This is a genomic window from Shewanella kaireitica, from assembly GCF_023284045.1.
Classification (GTDB): domain Bacteria; phylum Pseudomonadota; class Gammaproteobacteria; order Enterobacterales; family Shewanellaceae; genus Shewanella; species Shewanella kaireitica.
On the sequence record NZ_JAKIKQ010000006.1, the window covers coordinates 171,898 to 193,633 of the forward strand.

Annotated in this window: 19 protein-coding genes; 15 read left to right on the forward strand and 4 right to left on the reverse strand. The window is 42.7% G+C overall.

Annotation, left to right across the window (positions count from 1 at the left end; genetic code table 11):
• Window positions 1–368: 368 nt before the first annotated feature.
• A complete protein-coding gene (locus L2730_RS10555; protein WP_020910667.1) occupies window positions 369–620 on the reverse strand; it encodes a YgjV family protein in 252 nt (83 codons plus the stop codon).
• A gap of 335 nt (window positions 621–955) precedes the next feature.
• On the opposite strand from L2730_RS10555, the gene rraA reads away from it, so the two are divergent.
• The 13 genes from rraA to L2730_RS10620 all read left to right on the forward strand — a co-directional run bounded on the left by rraA (window position 956) and on the right by L2730_RS10620 (window position 13,446).
• Complete coding sequence (rraA, locus tag L2730_RS10560; protein ID WP_020910666.1) at window positions 956–1,441, forward strand: ribonuclease E activity regulator RraA; 486 nt, start codon at window positions 956–958, stop codon at window positions 1,439–1,441.
• A 200-nt stretch (window positions 1,442–1,641) separates the two neighbouring features.
• Complete coding sequence (locus tag L2730_RS10565) at window positions 1,642–2,673, forward strand: formimidoylglutamase (RefSeq protein WP_248974565.1); 1,032 nt, start codon at window positions 1,642–1,644, stop codon at window positions 2,671–2,673.
• A gap of 248 nt (window positions 2,674–2,921) precedes the next feature.
• Window positions 2,922–3,677 (forward strand): bifunctional demethylmenaquinone methyltransferase/2-methoxy-6-polyprenyl-1,4-benzoquinol methylase UbiE, encoded by a 756-nt coding sequence (gene ubiE, locus L2730_RS10570; RefSeq protein ID WP_220736840.1) that lies wholly within the window; start codon window positions 2,922–2,924, stop codon window positions 3,675–3,677.
• An 11-nt stretch (window positions 3,678–3,688) separates the two neighbouring features.
• Window positions 3,689–4,312 (forward strand): ubiquinone biosynthesis accessory factor UbiJ, encoded by a 624-nt coding sequence (locus L2730_RS10575; protein WP_248974566.1) that lies wholly within the window; start codon window positions 3,689–3,691, stop codon window positions 4,310–4,312.
• Entirely contained in the window at window positions 4,309–5,958 is a 1,650-nt protein-coding gene (ubiB, locus tag L2730_RS10580) for a ubiquinone biosynthesis regulatory protein kinase UbiB (protein WP_248974567.1), read from the forward strand. The genes L2730_RS10575 and ubiB overlap by 4 nt, the downstream gene beginning before the upstream one ends.
• Window positions 5,959–6,019: 61 nt before the next feature.
• A complete protein-coding gene (tatA, locus tag L2730_RS10585) occupies window positions 6,020–6,259 on the forward strand; it encodes a Sec-independent protein translocase subunit TatA (protein WP_220736837.1) in 240 nt (79 codons plus the stop codon).
• A 6-nt stretch (window positions 6,260–6,265) separates the two neighbouring features.
• Window positions 6,266–6,661, forward strand: coding sequence for a Sec-independent protein translocase protein TatB (gene tatB, locus L2730_RS10590; protein ID WP_220736836.1), 396 nt, complete (start codon window positions 6,266–6,268; stop codon window positions 6,659–6,661).
• Between the two features lie 3 nt (window positions 6,662–6,664).
• Window positions 6,665–7,429, forward strand: a complete 765-nt coding sequence (gene tatC / locus L2730_RS10595) for a twin-arginine translocase subunit TatC (RefSeq protein ID WP_248974568.1) — start codon at window positions 6,665–6,667, stop codon at window positions 7,427–7,429.
• A gap of 846 nt (window positions 7,430–8,275) precedes the next feature.
• Entirely contained in the window at window positions 8,276–8,794 is a 519-nt protein-coding gene (locus tag L2730_RS10600; protein WP_248974569.1) for a hypothetical protein, read from the forward strand.
• A complete protein-coding gene (locus tag L2730_RS10605; protein WP_248974570.1) occupies window positions 8,794–9,588 on the forward strand; it encodes a TatD family hydrolase in 795 nt (264 codons plus the stop codon). The genes L2730_RS10600 and L2730_RS10605 overlap by 1 nt, the downstream gene beginning before the upstream one ends.
• Entirely contained in the window at window positions 9,588–11,459 is a 1,872-nt protein-coding gene (locus L2730_RS10610; protein WP_248974571.1) for a sensor domain-containing diguanylate cyclase, read from the forward strand. The genes L2730_RS10605 and L2730_RS10610 overlap by 1 nt, the downstream gene beginning before the upstream one ends.
• A gap of 92 nt (window positions 11,460–11,551) precedes the next feature.
• Window positions 11,552–12,562, forward strand: a complete 1,011-nt coding sequence (gene hemB, locus L2730_RS10615; protein ID WP_044555566.1) for a porphobilinogen synthase — start codon at window positions 11,552–11,554, stop codon at window positions 12,560–12,562.
• 341 nt (window positions 12,563–12,903) lie between these two features.
• Window positions 12,904–13,446, forward strand: coding sequence for a thioredoxin family protein (locus L2730_RS10620; protein WP_248974572.1), 543 nt, complete (start codon window positions 12,904–12,906; stop codon window positions 13,444–13,446).
• 79 nt (window positions 13,447–13,525) lie between these two features.
• On the opposite strand, the gene L2730_RS10625 is transcribed toward L2730_RS10620, so the two are convergent.
• From L2730_RS10625 to rhlB, 3 genes are all read right to left on the reverse strand, one after another.
• Window positions 13,526–16,525 (reverse strand): TonB-dependent receptor, encoded by a 3,000-nt coding sequence (locus L2730_RS10625; RefSeq protein WP_248974573.1) that lies wholly within the window; start codon window positions 16,523–16,525, stop codon window positions 13,526–13,528.
• A gap of 374 nt (window positions 16,526–16,899) precedes the next feature.
• A complete protein-coding gene (locus tag L2730_RS10630) occupies window positions 16,900–17,814 on the reverse strand; it encodes a Ppx/GppA phosphatase family protein (protein ID WP_248974574.1) in 915 nt (304 codons plus the stop codon).
• Between the two features lie 16 nt (window positions 17,815–17,830).
• Window positions 17,831–19,144, reverse strand: coding sequence for an ATP-dependent RNA helicase RhlB (gene rhlB, locus L2730_RS10635; RefSeq protein WP_020910648.1), 1,314 nt, complete (start codon window positions 19,142–19,144; stop codon window positions 17,831–17,833).
• Window positions 19,145–19,551: 407 nt separating this feature from the next.
• Here rhlB and trxA point away from each other — a divergent pair, with 407 nt between their 5' ends.
• Both trxA and rho read left to right on the forward strand, forming a co-directional pair.
• A complete protein-coding gene (gene trxA, locus L2730_RS10640; RefSeq protein ID WP_020910647.1) occupies window positions 19,552–19,878 on the forward strand; it encodes a thioredoxin TrxA in 327 nt (108 codons plus the stop codon).
• Between the two features lie 552 nt (window positions 19,879–20,430).
• A complete protein-coding gene (rho, locus tag L2730_RS10645; RefSeq protein WP_020910646.1) occupies window positions 20,431–21,696 on the forward strand; it encodes a transcription termination factor Rho in 1,266 nt (421 codons plus the stop codon).
• Window positions 21,697–21,736 lie beyond the last annotated feature (40 nt).

A 21,736-nucleotide genomic window follows, 5' to 3' on the forward strand; every position in this document is an offset into this window, starting at 1 on the left:
AAAGTTTTATGACATAGAAGAAAATTAAAGAGGGTTTCACGAAGAGAAGTCAATCTGCTAGCCCAATCATCGACAGACAATCAGGCTAGTATACCCGTGCAACCTGAAGATGCAGGATTCAGTGGGAGTTTAATGGGCTTTAATCAAGGCATTGATTGCCATTAATGGTCGCTCCCTTAGTAAAATCAATAACACCGAGTAAAGCCCATTAAAACCCATCGCAGAAGGCCTTGTGCCAGCCCACTTCGTTGTTGCACTAACTTAAAAGGGAATAACCATTTCTACATTAATGCGCCTAGAATTGAACTGGCACAATGCCTCTGAAACGAGCATATTCAAGTAGAACGGGTATATAATTTCAAACTAGTTTAATCAGCAGCAAGTTCAGCATTATTGCGATTGCGGTAGATCTTTAGTAGGTGGTAGATATTGATACACGCCACAAAAGCGTTCATACCCGCTACAGGCCAAGCCTCGATTGATGCACCGTAAATAACGAACAGTGAACAACCAGTAAAGTTTAAACATCTCAACCAGATGATGTCTTTCATCATAAGTGAAATTGCGACCATCACTGACGCAGCGTAACCAATGATTTCAATAGTATTAATAGCTTCCATAAGGCACCTTTTAGGCCCTCTGCCTTCCCTAAGCTAACTGGGGGATCCGTGCCCCTAAAGCGACTCAAAATTAAGTTAAGTTAATATATCTGCATGCATGCTAACAAAACTGAACCAAATTGGTAATAAAAAAACGTTATATAATGACCTGAGTCATGTTTTTGCTGTTTTAATAATCGAGGTGTTGAAATATTACCACAACAACCTCAAACGTTGCCTTTATAGACAATTGCGTGATTGATAACACTTTTCTTTTCAAGAATCCCTTATATACTGGTTTAAATTACTTATTTGCTCAGATTGATGAGCTACGCCTATCCAGCAGGAGCGTTCTTATGGAATACAACACCTCAGAACTTTGTGACACTTATATCGATGTCGTTGATGTTGTCGAACCCATGTTCAGTAATTACGGTGGTTGTAACTCTTTTGGTGGCTCTATCAGCACCATCAAGTGTTTCGAAGATAATGGTCTTATCATCGATGCTCTTCAAGAAGATGGCGAAGGTAAAGTACTACTGGTTGATGGTGGTGGTTCACTGCGCCGTGCCTTGCTCGATTCTTCAATCGCTCAAGTTGCAGTCGACAATAACTGGGAAGGGATCATCATCTACGGTTCTGTCCGCGATGTTGATGCGTTAGAAGATTTAGACATTGGCGTGCAAGCTTTAGCCTCTATTCCTGTCGGCGCTGATGGCAATGCTGTTGGCGAGCCTGAAATTCCAGTCAACTTTGGCGGCGTGACCTTCTTACCTGGTGACCATGTTTATGCCGATAACACCGGTATTATTTTGTCACCAGAGCCACTTGATATTGATTAACTATGAGTTGTTAAAGAGTTTTGCTCTTTTCTACTCCGCCTATTAAGCCAGCCTAAGCCGCTGGCTTTTTTAATGACCGCAGTTGCCGCAATAAGCCCAGTTGAAAGCACGGGACCAGCCATTCAGTATCCATTTTGGCAAACAACAACGATTGGTATTACACTACCGTCCATCAGGCTTTAAACCATAAGAATAATAAAATGCAGTATATCTCCCCTTTCACAAGCGCTAAGTTAGCCAACTTACTCAGCCCAAGAGATGGCGAAACTAAACTAGGTCAACGTTTACGTATTCCAGCAAGTAATGATCTTGCGACGGAGCTAACTCAAGCTAAAGCTGCAGCTTGCCGTTTCGCCATTATTGGTATTGGTGAAGACATCGGCCCTCGCGCCAATTTGGGCCGCGGCGGGTCGTCCGATGCTTTTGACAGCGCTATGCAGCAGTTTTGTAATATGCAATCCAACCGTTTCTTAGATGGCAGTGAGTGTTTACTGTTAGGGCAGATAGAAACCACTGACTTACAGCTGCCTGATGGTAGCAACGCTGAGCAACTTCGCCAGAATGTGGAACAGTTAGACAAACGCGTCATCGCAGTAATATCTCAAGTTATGCAAGCCGGACTTGAGCCCATTGTGATTGGTGGCGGCCACAACAATGCTTATGGATTGCTCATGGCGGCGAAAGCCAGTCATAAGCGCCCTATTGCAGCGGTGAACCTTGACCCACACTCTGATTTTAGACCAAGAGAAGGTCGTCATAGTGGCAATGGATTTAGCTACGCAGCTGCGTCTGGCGCCTTAGGGCTTTATCATGTGCTAGGTCTTCACGAACTCAAAAATAGTGAAGCAACTTTAGAACAGCTCAAGGCTTTTGGTGGTGATTGGCATACTTTTCAGCAGATCTGGGTGAGACGAGAACTCGCTTTAGATACCGCACTAAAATCCATCACTAAAGAGCTTAACAACTGCCAGTTACCCGTAGCCATAGAGCTAGATTTAGATGCTATCACCAATATGCCGAGCAGCGCCTCGACGGCGGCTGGAGTGCCGTTGCTCGACGCCTTGTTCTATGTTAGCTATGTCGCTAAGCACTGCCCTTGTGCATACCTACATTTAGCAGAAGCGGCACCAAGCTGCCACGTTGCAGGTGTTGAGGCTGGTTACCGCGAAACAGGACAAAGTATCAGCGAATTGATCTATAGCTACATCCACGGACGTATTAATGCTCTGTAGTGAACAGTAATAGCAGATCGTCATACACTGATTACTTAATACAATTGGAATAATAACGATTCAACATTCGTCGTGATTATGGTGTAATGCGCAGTCAATTTTACGATTGCCTGCATCTTTGCTTATTTACGCTAGATCCAGTGGCTGATTGATAGATCCATCACATAGTGATAGATGAAAGATTCAGCAATTCGGTTTGATGACTTACAATCGCCATAATTCAACAGTTAACGTATAGGAATAGATAGATGTCAGAGGAAACTCCAAAAAGCACTCACTTCGGTTACAAGACCGTTGAAGCTGAGCAAAAGGCCGACATGGTCGCTGGCGTATTCCATTCTGTTGCCGCTAAATACGACATAATGAATGACGTAATGTCTTTTGGTATCCACCGTATGTGGAAACGCTTCACCATCGAAAGTGCTGGTGCACGTCCAGGTATGAAGGTACTCGATTTAGCCGGTGGCACAGGCGATCTGACTGCCAAATTTTCTCACATTGTCGGTGAAAAAGGCCAAGTGACCTTAGCGGATATCAACGATTCAATGCTTAAAGTTGGCCGCGAGAAGCTGCGTGACAAAGGTATTGTTGGCAATGTGAACTATGTGCAAGCAAATGCTGAAGCACTGCCATTCCCAGACAACCACTTTGATATTATCACTATCGCTTTTGGCCTACGTAATGTGACTGACAAAGATGCAGCAATTGCATCAATGTTAAGAGTATTAAAGCCAGGTGGAAAACTACTGATCCTTGAGTTCTCTAAGCCAAAGCATGAGATTATGCGTAAGGTTTATGATCTTTACAGCTTTAAAGTGATGCCAAAAATGGGCGCATTGATCACCCAAGATGCTGACAGTTACGAATACCTTGCTGAATCTATCCGTATGCACCCCGATCAAGAGACCTTGAAGCAGATGATGGAAACCGCAGGTTTTGAGCAAGTAAACTATACCAATATGACTGACGGTATCGTGGCATTGCATAAAGGTTATAAATTCTGATTGGACTCACTATGTCTCGTGACATGTCTCTACTCACTTGCGCGGCGATTGAGGTTGGCTTAAACAAGCTAATCGCTCAATCGCCTGAAGACTACAGCTCACTGCGTGGTCTTCACGGCAAAGTGCTTTGTATTCAACTGACTCAACTAAGTTGGCCTCTTTACCTACTCTTTGCTAAGCAGATCCAAGTATTAAGCCAATATGAAGGTGATGTGACCACCAAAGTAAATGCCGATATTACGACGCTATATCAACTGACAGAAGGGGCAAACCTCACTGAGCTTATTAAGCAAGACAAGCTTAGCCTTGAAGGTGACCTGAGTTTACTGCAGTCATTTAGCCACTACATGCAAAGTGTCGAGTTAGACCTAGCAGAACCGCTTTCTCAATATATAGGCGATGCTCCAACTCACTTTGTTAGCCAAGGCTTAAAGCAAGCTAAACATGATATCTGCCAAGTATTTCAAAAGACTCGCTCTCATTTGGGTCAATTAACCACCGAAGAGTATCGACTAGCACCGCATAAGCTCGAATATATTCACTTAAGTGATACTATCGAGGATATCGCACTAGACGTAGATGCTTTGGGCTCACGGATAGAGCAACTACTAAATAGGGCTAAAGCTAAACAATGACAGTTAAAAGTATCAAGCGCGCTTATCAAGTCATCCGCACCACGCTTCACTATGGTCTCGATGATTTAATCCCTTCAAAGGTAACGCCTTGGTATTTTAAGTTGTTAAGAGGCTGCCTGTTTTGGCTTAGAAATAAACATAAAGATAAAGTCGGTGGCGAGCGCTTAAAGCTTGCTATGCAAGAGCTTGGGCCTGTTTACATTAAGTTTGGCCAAATGCTGTCAACTCGCCGCGATCTGCTCAGCGACGAGTGGGCGGAAGAGTTGGCGATGTTACAAGACAGAGTGCCTCCTTTTGACTCCGCAATTGCTCGCGCATCAATAGAGCAGGAGCTCAATGCTCCAATCGAAACTTATTTCGATGATTTCGAAGATACTCCACTCGCGTCAGCATCTATTTCACAAGTGCATACAGCAACACTCAAATCTAACGGCGCCAAAGTGGTACTCAAGGTATTGCGCCCTGACGTTGAGCAAAAAGTGCATGCTGACATTCAGCTTATGTCGCAAGCTGCCAACTTTCTAGAAAGCTTACTTGGCGCTAATAACCGCCTGCGTCCAGCTGAAGTCGTTGAAGATTACCGAACTACGATTGAGGGCGAGTTAAACCTCAAACTCGAGGCGCTGAATGCGATAAAGCTGCGCAATAATTTCCTTGATTCTAACGCGCTTTATATTCCATTCATGTATGAAGAGCTCTGTTTTACTCGACTCATCGTCATGGAGCGTATCGACGGCGTGCCGGTTTCAGATAAAGCTGCACTAGAAGCTCAAGGCACGAACTTAAAACTACTCGCAGAGCGTGGCGTCGAACTGTTTTTCACTCAAGTATTTCGCGATAACTTTTTCCATGCAGATATGCATCCAGGCAATATCTTTGTTAGCCGCGAGCACCCTAACGACCCTTTCTACATTGGTTTAGACTGTGGCATTATGGGTACGCTTACCGATGAAGATAAGCGCTACTTAGCCGAAAACTTTCTTGCTTTCTTTAACCGCGATTACCGCCGTATTGCCCAGCTCTATATTGAGTCGGGCTGGGTCTCTGCTGATACTGATATCAGCGCCTTTGAACAAGCAGTTAAAGTCGTTTGCGAACCTATGTTTAACAAGCCTCTGGATGAAATATCATTCGGTCACGTACTGTTAGAACTATTTAGAACTGCACGTCGATTCGATATGGTAGTACAACCACAGTTAGTACTCCTTGAGAAAACCTTACTTTACATTGAAGGCCTAGGCCGTCAGCTCTACCCCCAGTTAGATTTATGGCAAACCGCTAAACCTTTCTTAGAAGATTGGATGGCTGAGCAAGTTGGCCCTAAAGCCATGGCAGGGAAAATTAAGCAGCAGCTTCCCTATTGGGCGGATCAGCTGCCAGAGTTACCAGAACTTATCTACGACAATTTGAAAATGGGCCGTAATTTGGCTAAAACCCATAACAAATTGCTCGATCGGTATCTAAAACATCAGCAAAAAGCCCATAAAAGTAACTATCTTTTGATCACATCCGCTATTTTAGTGATCTGTGGCACTATTTTGTTAAATCAAGACGCTACACTATGGGCTTCTTACGGCAGCATCGGCACTGGCCTCATTTTATGGGTGCTCGGATGGCGATCTAGGCCAAAGAATCGCAAATTTTAGCTAGACCTAAATAACCAAAGGTTCATAATAGAACCAGTATCTAAATTAAGAGGATTCGTACATGGGTGGCATTAGTATTTGGCAACTTCTTATTATTGCATTGATTGTAGTATTATTGTTTGGAACTAAGAAGTTACGCTCTCTAGGTGGTGATTTAGGTGGGGCAGTTAAAGGCTTCAAGAACGCCATGTCTTCTGAAGAAGAGAAGAAAGCTCTAGAAGACAGTGCAGCTGAAAAAACAGCTGAGAGCACTGACACAGCCGAAAAAAAGGCTGAATCTAAGGACAAAGAACAGGCGTAATCGACTATGTTCGACGGTATCGGCTTTATGGAGTTGCTGTTGATTGGAGTTTTGGGGCTAGTAGTACTTGGCCCTGAAAGACTTCCTGTCGCCGTGCGCTCAATTTCAGGCTGGATCCGCGCCATGAAGAAGATGGCTAACTCAGTGAAAGACGAATTAGAGCAAGAGCTTAAAATCGAGCAGTTGCATACTGATTTGAAAAAAGCGGAAAACCAAGGCCTTAAAAACCTTGCGCCTGAGTTACAGGATTCAATCGATCAACTTAAACAAGCAGCGGAATCTGTTAATCGTCCTTATCAAGTAGAAGATGCTCCTTCGGCAAAAGAAACACCCGCCAAAGAGACCCCGACTACCGAGACAGCTTCGACAGAGAACGCAAAGTCAGACAAACCTAACGGGTAGTCCATGTCACAACAACAGCCGTTAATAAGCCATTTGCTTGAACTGCGTAATAAGCTGCTTCGAGCAATTGGTAGTGTTCTCTTGGTGTTTATCTGTTTGGTCTATTGGGCCAATGATATTTACCATTATATGGCCATTCCATTGATGCAAGCTCTGCCCGAATCGAGCAGTATGATTGCAACGGATGTTGCCGCGCCGTTTTTTGCACCATTCAAACTAACCTTAGTGTTGGCATTCTTTATTGCTATTCCCTATGTGCTGTTTCAAATATGGTCGTTTGTTGCTCCAGGACTTTATAAGCATGAAAAGCGCTTAGTTGTACCACTGCTTGCAAGTAGTACATTACTGTTTTACCTCGGTATCGCATTTGCTTATTACGTCGTATTTCCTGTTGTATTCGGCTTCTTCACTAGTGTGGCGCCTGATGGCGTTGAAGTTGCGACCGATATCAGCAGTTATTTGAGCTTTATTCTAAAACTGTTTTTCGCATTTGGTTTAGCCTTTGAAATACCTGTTGCCGTAGTGCTTTTATGCTGGGCTGGTGTGACTACACCGGAAGAGCTTAAGAAGAAACGCCCTTACATTGTGGTTGGCGCATTTATCGTCGGCATGTTATTAACTCCGCCGGATATTATTTCGCAAACAATGCTCGCTATTCCAATGCTAGTGTTATTTGAAGGTGGCTTAATCGCAGCACGCTTTTACAGTAAAGGTGAGTCCGAAGAGGACGAAGACGATAGCACTGAAGAGAGTGAAAGCAGTAAGTAGCCAAAAGATATAGATCGAAAGATGTGATAAAAGGTATTGTCGTTCATCATAGATGAAGCAATACCTTTTTTGTTTTTAGCGTTATGCCTTGTTTGTAATTCAGTGCACCTCAGCGATTCCCCCAATCAGAAGAAGTCCCCATTTTTAACTCTCTATTAATACCAATTGCATTAAGTATTTGACCAGTTCAGAGCCCCTCAGCCTTTTCAATTCAAAGCGCATTGGTAAAGAAATGATTATTCCCTTTTAAGCCAATGCAAAGCAGAAGTGGAAAGACTGAAGGGCTCACGTAGTGCGGCTGAGGTTAAACAAAATTGGCAAAACGCTATATGCTTCGCTATGGGATTTGGATATACGACTAAATGGTCTATTTTGTTCCATACAAAATAAGACATTCCGGCCCTCCTTGGCGGTCAGATTTAGGAGGTACGAGACCAAGGATGGTCGAAGGTAGAATAATGCAGGAGCAATTATCGAGAGCGAAGCAGGATGCCAGAGCCGAGAATAACTATTAGCTCAAGCCCCAATACTTGCCTACAGCGTTTTGAATTCCCGCTGAATGGTCAAACTTTTAATGCAATTGGTATAAGTCATTCCAAAGTGATTGCTATTACTCATATCGAAACACATTAGAAGCAGATACTGAATTGATTACATCTATGAAGGAATTGATATAAAATCTTCATCTAACCTGTTTCTAAGGTCTGTTGGTCTTTCGAGCTTAGTTTTTGTTCGAATTCAATGCTTTTAGGGCAAAGCTTGAGCGATAATGCATAGCTACCTAAATAAAAAGCTCGTAACGCTAAGATAAGAGCTACAACCCTTAATAATAAAAGGACATTTTTAATGATTAAGCCCCAGCTTTTACTGATAACAACAGCCTCAATTTTGTTATCAACCTTTGCACATGCCTCAGTTGAATCTCAGCTATCCAAATGCGCGACAGTACAAGATAAGCTGGATCGCCTTATTTGTTATGACAACATCGCAAATTCATTGCCAGCTCAAAGTTCTAACAATCCAGCTCCTACAACTGAAACTGTTGCTGTCGCATCTTCTACAGCGATTGTAACCACTACAGCCAACACGCAAAAGAGCGCTGTCGAAGAGTTTGGTAATTTAGAAAAAAGCAAAGAAGAGCAAACTGTAGATACTATTTATCTAACTGTAAGCAAAATAAAAAAAGACGCATATGGCGCATTAAAGATTGAGTTTAAAAATGGTCAAGTCTGGAAGCAAACTGACTCGCGGCGCTTTAAGTTGAAACCTGAACAACAGATCTTTATAAAAAAAGCAGCTCTAGGCTCTTTCACTCTAGGTATGGAAGATCGCAATACCACTATTCGTGTTAAACGTCTCAAGTAATGCCACAGTTTATGGACATAGCTGTCAATCTAATTGGCAGCGCTTTAGAGAAAAAAATTCAATGCGTTGTAGACGATGCCAACGAAGTCGGTGTCACCTCAATGATAGTGATAGGAAGTCACACAGAAGAAAGTGCCCAAGCGATAGAATTGTGCAACATGCACCCCAACCAGTTATATAGCACCGTTGGTGTTCACCCTCACCACGCCAGTGAATGGACACCACAAAGCAGCCATCAAATTAAACAACTAAGCTTAGCTCAATGTGTGGTTGCCATTGGCGAATGTGGCTTGGATTATAATCGTGACTTCTCACCCAGACCTAAACAGAGACAAGCTTTTGCTGAGCAGCTTGAATTAGCCGTAGAACTGCAGCTTCCGGTATTAATGCATGAGCGTGATGCCCATGAAGACTTTCTGGCGATAGTGAAAGAATATCGCTCACAGTTACCCGCTGCCCTGCTGCATTGCTTTACCGGAAACCGCGAAAGTTTAGCGGCTTATTTAGAGCAAGACCTACATCTAGGTATTACGGGGTGGGTATGCGATGAGCGTCGAGGACAAGAGCTTGCAGAGCTAGTACCACTGATCCCTGATAACCGTATTTTAATTGAAACCGATAGTCCCTATTTACTACCTAGAAGTATGCGGCCCAAGCCTAAATCAAGTAAAAATGAGCCTAAATACTTACCTTATATCGCGGAGTATGTGGCTAACCTTCGGCAGCAACCTTTTGATGATTTTGCGCAGCAAACCTATCGAAATAGCCGCTCATTTTTTGGGTTACCCTATTAATGTCACTAATTACTCGCGCGACTTTCATTCTGTTCCTAATATATTCAAGTGTTGTAAATGCTGAAAATGCATTAACAATCGACATTAATACTGCGGATAAGCTTCCGTTAACTGACTGGGTTTACATCACATCGACGAGCCAAAGCAGCGATATAAGTCAAGTAAGCCGCTTGTCTTCTACGGATTGGGACAAACTTTCTCCAGATATCATTCGCGGGTTAGGTGACAAGCAGTTTTGGGTGAAATTTAGCTTATATAGCAATGGGGCGTTTACCAGCAACAAAATTATTTCAATCGCTAACTCACATCTAGATCTCATTGAGTTATATCACTTTAACCGGCACAGATTAGTCAATAAAGTCATCATGGGCGACAGCATTCCTTTCTCTCAGCGTCCCATAATCAGTAATGATTTTTCATATCCTTTTAGCAGTAAGAATGATGATTTTCATACATTTTACATCAAAATAACCACTACAGGTTCCGCAAGCATTCCGATGACACTGTGGTCAAATAACGCCTATTATCAAAATTCAGAACAAAATTCATTGCTCTATGGCTTTCAGATTGGTGTGCTCATGGCCATTGGTATTTTCAGTTTATTCATCGCCCTTACCTCGCACTCATTTAGTTATACTTATTACGCAGGTTACGTGCTCTCTTTGACTTTGTTTGTGGCAACCTTGCACGGCATCGCCTTTCGTTTTATTTGGCCAAATTGGCCTGTGGTTCAAACCTTTATTTTACCAATGCTATTATGCATATCGATGGCATTTGCCTATCTGTTTTCGGAAAAGGTAATGCAGCTTAAATATCATAGCCGCACTATGCTAAGGGTTTGCCGAGCCGGTGCTGCAATTTCAGTTTTACTGTTGTTTGTAGGATTATTTCTCGACTATGACTTAGCGCTAAAAATCGATGTATGTGCAGTCATGTTCACCTGCTTATTATTAATGTATATCTCACTGCAACAAGGCCTTCGTGGCTATAAGCTTGCCAAGCTTTTTGCTATTGGCTGGGCAGGTATGATGTTAGGTGTGCTTATATCCGGCTTGATGTATTTGGGCTATATAGAGCTCAAAATACAAGCTGACACCCCATTTATGCTCGGCCTTAGTTTCGAAATTGTATTTATGGCTGCGCTACTCGCTATTCGTTATAACGATGAGCGTCTCGCTAAAATGCAAATCCAAAAAGAAGCCTTGCTGCAAGCCGAAAATATAAAGCAGACCCGAGAAGAGGCACTACGTATAGAAGCTAGAAGTAGTGAGCAGCTTGGTCAGATGGTGCAAGAGCGAACTTTAGAGCTAGAGATTGCTTTAAGAGAACTCAATGAGGCCAACCAAAAATTAACCGAACAAACCACTATCGATAGCCTAACTGGTGTTAAAAATAGAAATTCCTTTGATAAACGAATTCTTGCTGAAGGTCGCATTAGTCGGCGCCAGCAAACACCAATGGCAATACTCATGTTAGATATCGACCACTTTAAATCGATAAATGACACCTATGGTCACCTTGCTGGCGATCAAGCTTTAAGAGTCATTGCTGATGAACTAAAGCAAAAATTAAAACGACCAACCGATCTGGTATCACGTTTTGGCGGTGAAGAGTTTGCTATTATATTACCGAACACGAATCAAGAAGGCGCCTTGCAAGTTGCTGAGTCAATAAGGAAAGCTATTTTTGAGTTACCGATTAGTTGGGGCGATGTTACCATCCCACTAACGGTTAGTATTGGAGTGAGCGTCGAAATCGTCTCATCTGAACAACATACAACCTTGCTATTGGAGCTGGCTGATAAAGCACTTTATCGCGCAAAGAATGAAGGTCGTAATAGGGTCATGCTATACACGCCTGAACAGAGTTAACTCCAGAGCCGATAAAGTATTGAGTGCATATAAGCTCTCAGCTAGATTAAGCCTTAAGCAAGATTGACATCACCATAAGTTTGGAGCCGAATGTGAATATTATTACCAGTGCCTACCCACAGCGTAGAATGCGCCGTATGCGTAAACATGAGTTTAGCCGTCGTCTCATGTCTGAAAACCAGCTCACTGTAAATGACTTAATTTACCCAATGTTTGTGCTTGAAGGTAACAATCGTACCGAGCAAGTTGCATCTATGCCAGGTGTTGAACGCCTTTCTATCGATCTCCTTCTTAAAGAAGCTGCCGAGTTAGTAGAGCTTGGGATCCCATTGATTGCACTCTTCCCTGTGACGCCTTCAGAAAAGAAAACCTTGATGGCAGAAGAGGCATATAATGCAGATGCATTAGCTCAACGTGCTGTTCGTGCACTAAAAGAAGCCTTTCCAGATCTAGGCGTGATGACCGATGTAGCCCTCGACCCATTTACCACTCATGGGCAAGACGGCATCATTGATGAAACCGGTTATATCATGAATGATATCACCACTGAGATTTTGGTTAAGCAAGCACTTAGCCATGCAGAAGCTGGCGCAGATATTGTTGCTCCGTCTGATATGATGGATGGACGTATTGGTGCTATTCGAGAAGCGCTAGAAGCAGCCGGCCATGTGAATACTCAAATCATGGCTTACTCAGCCAAATATTCGTCAAACTACTACGGCCCTTTCCGTGATGCTGTAGGCTCTGCGGGGAACCTTAAAGGTGGCAATAAACATAGCTACCAAATGGATCCTGCAAACAGCGACGAAGCATTGCACGAAGTGGCACTCGATATTCAAGAAGGCGCTGATATGGTGATGGTTAAACCAGGTATGCCGTATCTTGATATTGTCCACCGCGTTAAAACCGAGCTTGCCGTACCGACTTTTGCTTACCAAGTAAGTGGTGAATACGCGATGCACATGGCCGCAATTCAAAATGGTTGGTTAGCTGAAAAAGCCATTGTCATGGAGTCGTTGCTTTGCTTTAAACGCGCTGGAGCAGATGGCATTTTGACCTATTTTGCCAAACGAGCAGCACAGTGGCTTAAAGAAGATAAGTAATACCTAACAAGATACAAAAAGCCACTGATTCAGTGGCTTTTTTTATTTCAGCCCAAACAGTCCCTGTCAGTACAAAGCTGTGCTTCAAGCATGCTATCAACCCACTTGAAACACTAGAACTTGAATGTTTCTATACTGATTAATTGTGATCCACAATTGCGTAAAAAGGTTAAATTAATTCGTTAAATAGCGATTTTACCGCCGTTAATGTGTGAAGCACTGCACTAATTAGATAAATAGCCAGTGATCCCCCTAACACTGCCGCATTTCCGCGCTTCACCCCTTAGTTAAGACATGATTGAATAAAGCAGAATTCATTTCTTCTCGCGAAAGGTATAATCATGCACAATAACGTTAAAGCATTACTTGCCACCACAGTTTTATTTTTTAGTAGCCAAAGTATGGCTAATAGTGGTTGCGGATTCGAAGAAGGTGAGCAAGAAGGCTTTATGGCCACTTGCAGTGAGGAGAAACAAGAAGTGATCTTAACCGGATTAGTTAGCAATGAACAACTGAATGTACTTGATTGGTTCAGCCAAGAATATAGCGAATACAAAGCTGATCAAGCAACGATTGCACAGCTTAAAACTATCACAGAGCCAACCGAAATAACGGTTATTATTGGCACTTGGTGTCCAGATTGTCACCGTGAAACACCACGATTCATCCGTATCATGGAGCAAGTTAATAACCCAAACATTACGGTTAAATTTATTGGTGTAGACAGAGCCAAACTAGATCCACAAGGATTGGCGAAGAACTATGAGTTCAGCCGTATTCCAACCATTATCGTTGAACAAGACAACAGCGAGATTGGTCGTATTATTGAAAGACCTGAAGTGACCTTAGAGAAAGATTTAGCGGCTATTTTGAAAGCATCTTAAAATCTAATGAAGTAATATAAAAAAGGCCGCTAATGCGGCCTTTTTTGATCGAACCTAAACTCGATATTTGAATGTAGGTTTAGAACTCGTAGCGTGCGACCACAGAGAAGAAACGCTCTTCTTGACGGCCTGTCACCATACCGTAATCAGGGTTCAGTTCTATGCCTGACGGAGTATCTGCATAACGGGCTCTTTCTTCATTGACGTTAGTTGCAGAATCTGAATCCAGTACGTTATACACAGTGCCTTTGATTAAGAAGTCACCATCAAAAATATCAGTCATGTAAGTCAATGATAAATCGATGTTAGTAACCCAAGGTAAAGTGCCAGCGGTACCGCGTGGAGCAGGATTACCATTCTCATCATAGTGAGACGCCTGGTCGTAGTAACGGCTTATACAATCATCCCATGGGTTACCCGTCGCACAACTATCCACACCTGTTGGATGCTGTGAAAAGTAGCTTTGAGGACGACCAGAAGTCACACGAGTAACAAAACCAAATATCAAATCTTCAGTAATGTTATACGCACCACTCACTTTGAAAGCATGTGTATGATCATTTGGAAGGTCGCCATTTGAATGGTCCATCAAATCGCCATAATCATACGAGGTAGTCCAACCCGGATCTGCCTGGTTATTATCAGTTTTAACTAAACCTTCGGTATTACCGTAACTGTGTGACCAGGTGTATGACGAGTTAATACGTAAGTCGTCAGTCACAGCGCCATCTAAGGTGAACTCCATCGCTACATACTTACGTTCAGCTTCAGGAAGTGCCATCTCTTCTGCAGTTAAATTTACATTATCAACAGTGCCATCACCATCAAAATCATAGGAGATACCAACATCTTCACCTGGATTCAGTAGGACATAATAAGAACCCTGCCCTACATTATCATCAATACCTAACTCTTTTAGTTTTTTACCTAAAACTGGCCCAACATCAGTATCTTCAACGCTACGACCTAGGTCACGGTAGATACCACGTACGCCCGCAGTCATAGTTTCAAATACTTCTTGCTGGTAGCCTAACGTGAACTCATCAGAGTACATCGATTTAAGAGATGATGAAGCGATTAAACCTGGCTCAGTAATGCCTTTTTGACGGTAACGACGATCTCTCAGCATTGCCCCACGACTAGGAGAACCATCAGCAGTGAGCACCGGATGTCCATCTGAGTCTACTTGATCAAGCTCTGAGTATTCAAACCACTCAATAGAAGATGAGCCCTGTGTAATATTCATGTTTGCAGATACAGGTTGAAAATAACGCCCATAAGTCGCAAATACTTTCGCTTCACCATCACCAAATACATCGTAGATAGCTTGAACACGCGGAGCGAACTGATCTTCCATCTTCACATACGCGCGGCCATCTGTAACTGTGTTTTCAAATTCGCTATAACGTAAACCCAAATTTAGAACTAAGTTATCAGTTGCCTGCCAAGAATCATTGATATAGAAAGCTGTTGAAGTGACATCTGAATCAGTAAAGCGTTCGCGAACACGGCGTTGAATATAATCCTCCCCCGCCACTTGCCCTGAAATATCGTCTACACCCGCAGTCTTAATAGACCACCAACCTTGTGCATCACCAATACCATTTTGTGCCGAAATATAATCAACTTTAACTTTAGTGTAATCAATGCCAAATTGAATCGCGTGGTTTTCTAGATCCCAGTTAAAATCAATTCGAGCTTGGTCACGTTGATAATGCTCTTCCGAAATAGAAGAGTTACTATGATCACTTAGAGTTACACTGCCATTACGGTCGTCCCATACTCCAGGGTCTGTAGATGCGACGACATTTTCAACATCTTCCTGAACGCGACCTAAAACAGCTGAAACAGAAAAATTTTCACCAAAGTAACCATTGTAGTTAAAGCTATAAACCTTACCGCCATCTTCACCCGGAGCATCAACACCTTTCTGCGTACCTACTTCATTAGTTTCCCAATCATAGTTATATACTTTTTTTGTCCAAGTACGTTTGTTGTTCATGGCAGAGAAACCAATTGAATGATCTTCAGCCATGTACCAATCTAGCTTAGCAAACCAACGGTCTTCTTCACGTTCACGATTTGTTTTCGTTGTTTGTCCAGCCCAATCTTGGTCTTCACGTCTTGGGGCAAATAAACCATAGAAGAATAATGAGTCCTCAATTATCGCGCCACTTGCCCACAATTGAAGCTCTTTAAAGTCATAACTATCTTGCTGAGTGTTAGTGTCAATTTCACCACTGGACTGATAAATATTATCGTGAGATGACCTTAGTGCGGCAGGATCCCATCGCGCTTCAGCACCAAATTTAAATTCATTTTCACCTGACTTTGAAACGGCATTTACAATACCACCTAACGCACCGCCAAATTCAGGGCTTACGCCGCCTGTTTTAACTTGCGTCTGTGAAATAGCTTCCCAAGGTAGACGAATAGAACCAAGTCCTGTTCGAATACTTGTAACGTTCAAACCATTGAAGTAGTAGCCGTTTTCAGCTGCTGATGAACCACCAAAGCTTGATGCACCTTTAAAATTAGAACCACCTGGAGCAGCAGTACCAGGAGCAAGCAATGCAATACTTTCAAAGCCCGTATTTACAGGCATAGTTTGCAGTTCATCTTGACTAAAAGTTAAACCGGAGGTCGAAGATGCGGTATCTACACGACGGATCATACTACCGGTCACGGAAATACGTTCTACGTCGTCAGCGCCAGTTTCAGTTAACTGACCATCTAAAATAACTGACTGGCCAATACTTACTCGAATGCCAGTTTCTTGGTTTTGGACAAACCCATCTTTGCTGATTGTAATGTCGTAATCACCAACAGGAACGTTACGCAATAAGTAATCACCATTAGCGTTTGTTTCAACTGTAAACACTAGACCTTTAGCTTTATGCTTAAGAGTAATGGTTGCGTTCGACAAGTCGGCACCAGTAGCGTTGATAACATGACCTTTAACAATGCTTGTATCCGCCGCCATAGCTGCAGGAGCAGCCATTATTAATACAGAGCTTACCGCGATTGCGGCAAGTGTTTTTCTTGGTATAAATCGCTTTGCAGCGCTACTTCCGTTCATAACCTGATTTCCCTTTATTCCTATAGTTATTATGCAAATTCCCTTTATTATTTTGAGTGCCGTTGAACAACGACAGAGCCAGCCAGGGAAGCGCAACAACACATTAACATTGACTACATAATGTATACAATCTATTTTATTTTCGTGATTTTAGAGTTGTTTTAAATGTGGCAATAAAAAGAGAATTGAGCTTATTTCCAAGGAATTATGAGTAAAAAGTCAGGATAAATTACGTAAAAAAGGCGCTATAACAGCTAAAAATGTATCAACTGCATAAAGATTAAATTGAAATAATATACAATATAAAGTTATAAGGACTGCGTTTACTCTATACTAAAGAGCAATAACCCTTGCCATATAACACCTTGGAAGGATTAACGAATTCGCTGGGCAAGTTGATGCAAAACGCCTTCACGTAGTGCGCCACCAGAAAGGTGTAACTTTTCAATATTAAGCAGTTCAAATAGTGCTAGCAGTATTGCTACGCCAGCTGCAAAGGTGGGTGCTCTCTCAGGTTTTATTCCAGCGATGGCAAGCATTGACGCTGATTCCTGAGTAAGAATTTCGTGCTTAAGTGTATGTAAAACATCTAGGCTAATAACCGCTGATAGACCACGAGCATTAAGCAGTTCAACAACCGATTGCACACTGCCAGAGGCTCCGACAACACTGTGCCAACCAAGATATGTTAGTTGTTTCTGGTAATCCCCTAACGCTGCTTTGACGCTATTCTTAACTTGGTCAAAGTCGAGAGCCTGAAAAGGAAATTGATTAAAGAAGCGATTGTTGAAGGTAACACACCCCATCGCAAGACTAGTTTTAAGAAGAATGTTATCACCGTCACCAATAATAAACTCGGTACTCGCACCACCAATATCAATCACTAAGCGTCGTCCTGAACCTTCAGTGGTTGCCGCCATGCCTTGATAGATAAGTTGCGCTTCTTCAATACCGGAAATAATCCTAATTGGGTGAGGTAATACGGTGAGAGCTTGCTGACAGAAATCATCGGCATTGCTAATTTTTCTCAAGGTAGCGGTAGCGATGATCTCTACATTATCTGCAGATACGCCCTCTTTAATGAGCATCTCAGAGAACATAGCGAGGCAATCAATACCTCGCGTCATTGCTGACGGGTTCAGCGACCCATCAGCCTCTATCCCTTCAGCCAAACGCACCTTACGCTTGTATTTGGCAACAATTTTAGGATGGTGGCTAACGGTTTTAGCCACCATCATATTAAAACTATTTGAGCCTAACGTAATGGCTGCATAGCTAGGAGAGGTCATTTACGCCGTATCTCTGTTACGAATGTCTACGTGTCTTGTCGTGACGACGTGGTGCATTACCACGATGGCCGCCTTGTGGGCGAGAGCCACTACGATCGCGAGAATTGCGGCTGTGACTGCTTGGCTTGCGATGGATACGTTTTGGCGCAGGGATATCATCAAGCAAAGCTTCACTGTCGTAGGATGTCACCGGAATTGAGTGTTGGATATAACTCTCAATAGCAGGTAAGTTCAGCGCATACTCTTCACAAGCAAAGCTAACCGACACTCCTTTTTGACCCGCTCGACCTGTACGACCGATGCGGTGTACATAATCTTCGCAGTCATCGGGTAGGTCATAGTTGTATACATGAGATACGTCAGCAATGTGTAATCCACGAGCTGCAACATCCGTTGCCACTAAAACGTCGATGTCACCACTGGTAAATTGCTCAAGAATACGTAAACGCTTCTTTTGTGGTACATCACCTGTTAGCAAGCCAACTCGATGTCCATCTCCCTCAAGCCATGACCATACTTTTTCACAGCTATGTTTGGTATTTGAGAAAACAATTGCTTTTTCTGGCCAATCTTCTTCGAGCAAAGACAATAGCAACGGCATCTTCTCTTCCATCGATGGATAGAAGATCTCCTCTTTAATATTCTTAGAGGTTTTCTCATTCGGCGCGATTTCAACTTTTTCAGGTTCGTTCATGTGATCATATGCCAACTCTTGCACTTTCATTGAAAGCGTTGCAGAGAACAGCATATTCAAACGTGATTTAGCATCAGGCATGCGTCTAAACAAGAAACGAATGTCTTTAATGAAGCCTAAATCAAACATACGATCCGCTTCATCAAGCACTACCGCTTGAATCGCACTCACATCAATAACACCTTGGCGAACGTAATCGATGATCCGACCTGTAGTGCCAATCAAGATATCGATACCTTTATCAAGCACTTTTCGTTGTGCTTCATAGCCTTCGCCACCATAAACAATACCGACTTTAAGGCCGGTATGCTTAGCTAGTAGATTAGCATCTTTAGCAATCTGAATAGCCAGCTCACGTGTTGGCGCCATGATAATGGCCCGTGGCTGATTGATTTTACGCTCGGTTGGAGCAGCTTCAGTCAACAGGTGGTTAAATGTCGCGACTAAAAAAGCTAATGTCTTACCCGTACCCGTTTGTGCTTGTCCGGCGATATCTTTTTTCGCTAATAAAATCGGCAATGATAACGCTTGGATCGGCGTACAAAACTCAAAACCAACTTCGTTAAGTGCTTGTTGAACTTCTTTATGTAACGGGAAGTCGGCAAACTTTTTTGTAGATAAATGTGTTTCGCTCATAGCGCAGGCTTACCTGTAAAAGGTTGCAATAAGAAACGTGATCGTTTGAAATAACGATATTATTTTTATCGCTGAAAATTGGTACACACTCAGAGAAACGTTTTTCACGATATTTGCAGCATCGGTGACGGAATCACTATTCCCTCTATTTTATGGTGATGCGATGAAATTTTAGCGTGTATTTAGCGTTCTCTTAAGGCGAATTAAATACGTTTTTAGGCGTTAGTCATCGTTGACTTAGGCTCACTATGCCTATAAATCATCGTCTTGTCTAAAGCGTTTTACGATACCCGAGACTAGCGACTTTATTAAATGATTAACTTTTAGCTTGAAAAGCTATTTTACCGACCCAATATACAGGTTAAGCCATTAACAAACCAGCAATGGCAACCAAACTGGAGAACAACATGAGCGACAAGATTGTATACCTAAGCGACGATAGCTTCGAAAATGACGTAATTAACTCAGAACTACCAGTTCTGGTTGATTTTTGGGCAGAATGGTGTGGTCCTTGTAAAATGATTGCCCCAATCTTAGATGACGTAGCAGAAGAGTATGCAGGTAAAATCACTGTTGCTAAGTTAAACGTTGATCAAAACAACGTATCACCAGCTAAATATGGTGTTCGTGGCATCCCAACTCTACTGCTATTTAAAGCAGGTGAGCTTGCTGCGACTAAAGTTGGCGCCCTTTCAAAGACTCAACTTAAAGAATTTATTGACGGACAACTGTAATATAGCAACCGGTATAAAGATTTGGTCGCTCAGCGAGAGTTTAGCGGTTTTGAGGCAAGGTCATTAAATGCTCCTGCATTAATGACATTCACCACATCCATGTGGTTTGCAGTGAGTGAAGTACATAGTTATTCTACGTTCTAGCTCATTAACGCAGCATCAGAGCCGCTAAAATTCGCCAGTAAGGAGTGCTTTTGGCTTCCTACTTAGGTGTTGGATAAAGGCATAAGGGAGCAACCATTATGGCAATTATCCGCCTTGAATTAGTTCGCCAAAAAACACTCTAAGTAGACCCACTACTTATACCGATTGGTATAACACTTTAGTGGCGCTATAAGCCACTAAAGCAAGTTAGAGTGACTCCCGACACAGCTTTAATAAGAAAATGTGTCGGGTTTGACTAAATTTCTAGACGCCCCGCCAAGTTAGTGCTACTTTAATAACCAAAGCGATTCTAACTAACCCACTTCTCGCTATCCGATCGATTTTCAAAAAGATTTAACCTCATTGATCTAAGATGGCATCGTCACGTAAAAAACAAGACCCACCAAGATGAATTTATCAGAATTAAAAGACACATCGATTTCAGATTTAGTACAACTAGCCCAAGACATGAAGCTCGAAAATATGGCCCGTGCTCGCAAGCAGGACATTATTTTCTCGATCTTAAAAGCCCACGCCAAAAGCGGTGAAGATATTTTTGGTGGCGGCGTATTAGAGATCCTACAAGATGGTTTTGGTTTCCTACGTAGCTCTGATGGGTCTTACTTAGCGGGTCCAGACGATATCTATGTATCACCAAGCCAAATTCGCCGCTTTAACATGCGCACCGGTGATACGATCTTCGGCAAAATTCGCCCACCAAAAGATGGTGAACGTTATTTTGCACTATTGAAAGTAACAGAAGTCAACTTCGACCGTCCTGAAAATTCCCGTAATAAAATCCTCTTTGAAAACTTAACGCCACTGCATGCTGAAGAACGCTTACGCATGGAGCGCGGTAATGGTTCAACCGAAGATATTACCTCGCGTATTTTGGACTTATGTTCACCTGTTGGTAAAGGTCAACGTGGTTTGATTGTTGCGCCGCCAAAAGCAGGTAAAACACTATTACTGCAAAACATGGCGCAAAGCATTACTTACAACAACCCAGACGTTGTATTGATGGTACTACTGATTGACGAACGTCCAGAAGAAGTTACCGAGATGCAACGCATGGTGAAAGGTGAAGTGATTGCTTCTACTTTTGATGAACCAGCAAGTCGTCACGTACAAGTCGCAGAGATGGTCATCGAAAAAGCTAAGCGTCTTGTTGAGCATAAGAAAGACGTAGTCATTCTGCTCGATTCGATTACTCGTCTAGCGCGTGCCTATAACACTGTTATTCCTTCATCAGGTAAAGTGCTTACCGGTGGTGTTGACGCTAACGCACTACACCGTCCTAAACGCTTCTTTGGTGCAGCTCGTAACATTGAACATGGCGGCAGCTTAACCATTATCGCAACAGCGCTTGTTGATACAGGTTCTAAGATGGACGAAGTCATTTACGAAGAGTTTAAAGGTACTGGTAACCAAGAGTTACACCTTTCTCGTAAAGCTGCTGAAAAGCGCGTATTCCCAGCGATTGATTTCAACCGCTCTGGTACTCGCCGTGAAGAGAAACTAACGACTCCAGATGAACTTCAAAAAATGTGGATCTTGCGTAAAATCTTGAACCCAATGGACGAAGTGACGGGTATGGAATTCCTTATCGATAAATTGGCAATGACCAAAACAAACGATGAGTTTTTCACTGCGATGAAGCGCGCTAAGACTTAAATCTTAAGCGAGTAATAGACTAAAAAACCGCATTAATGCG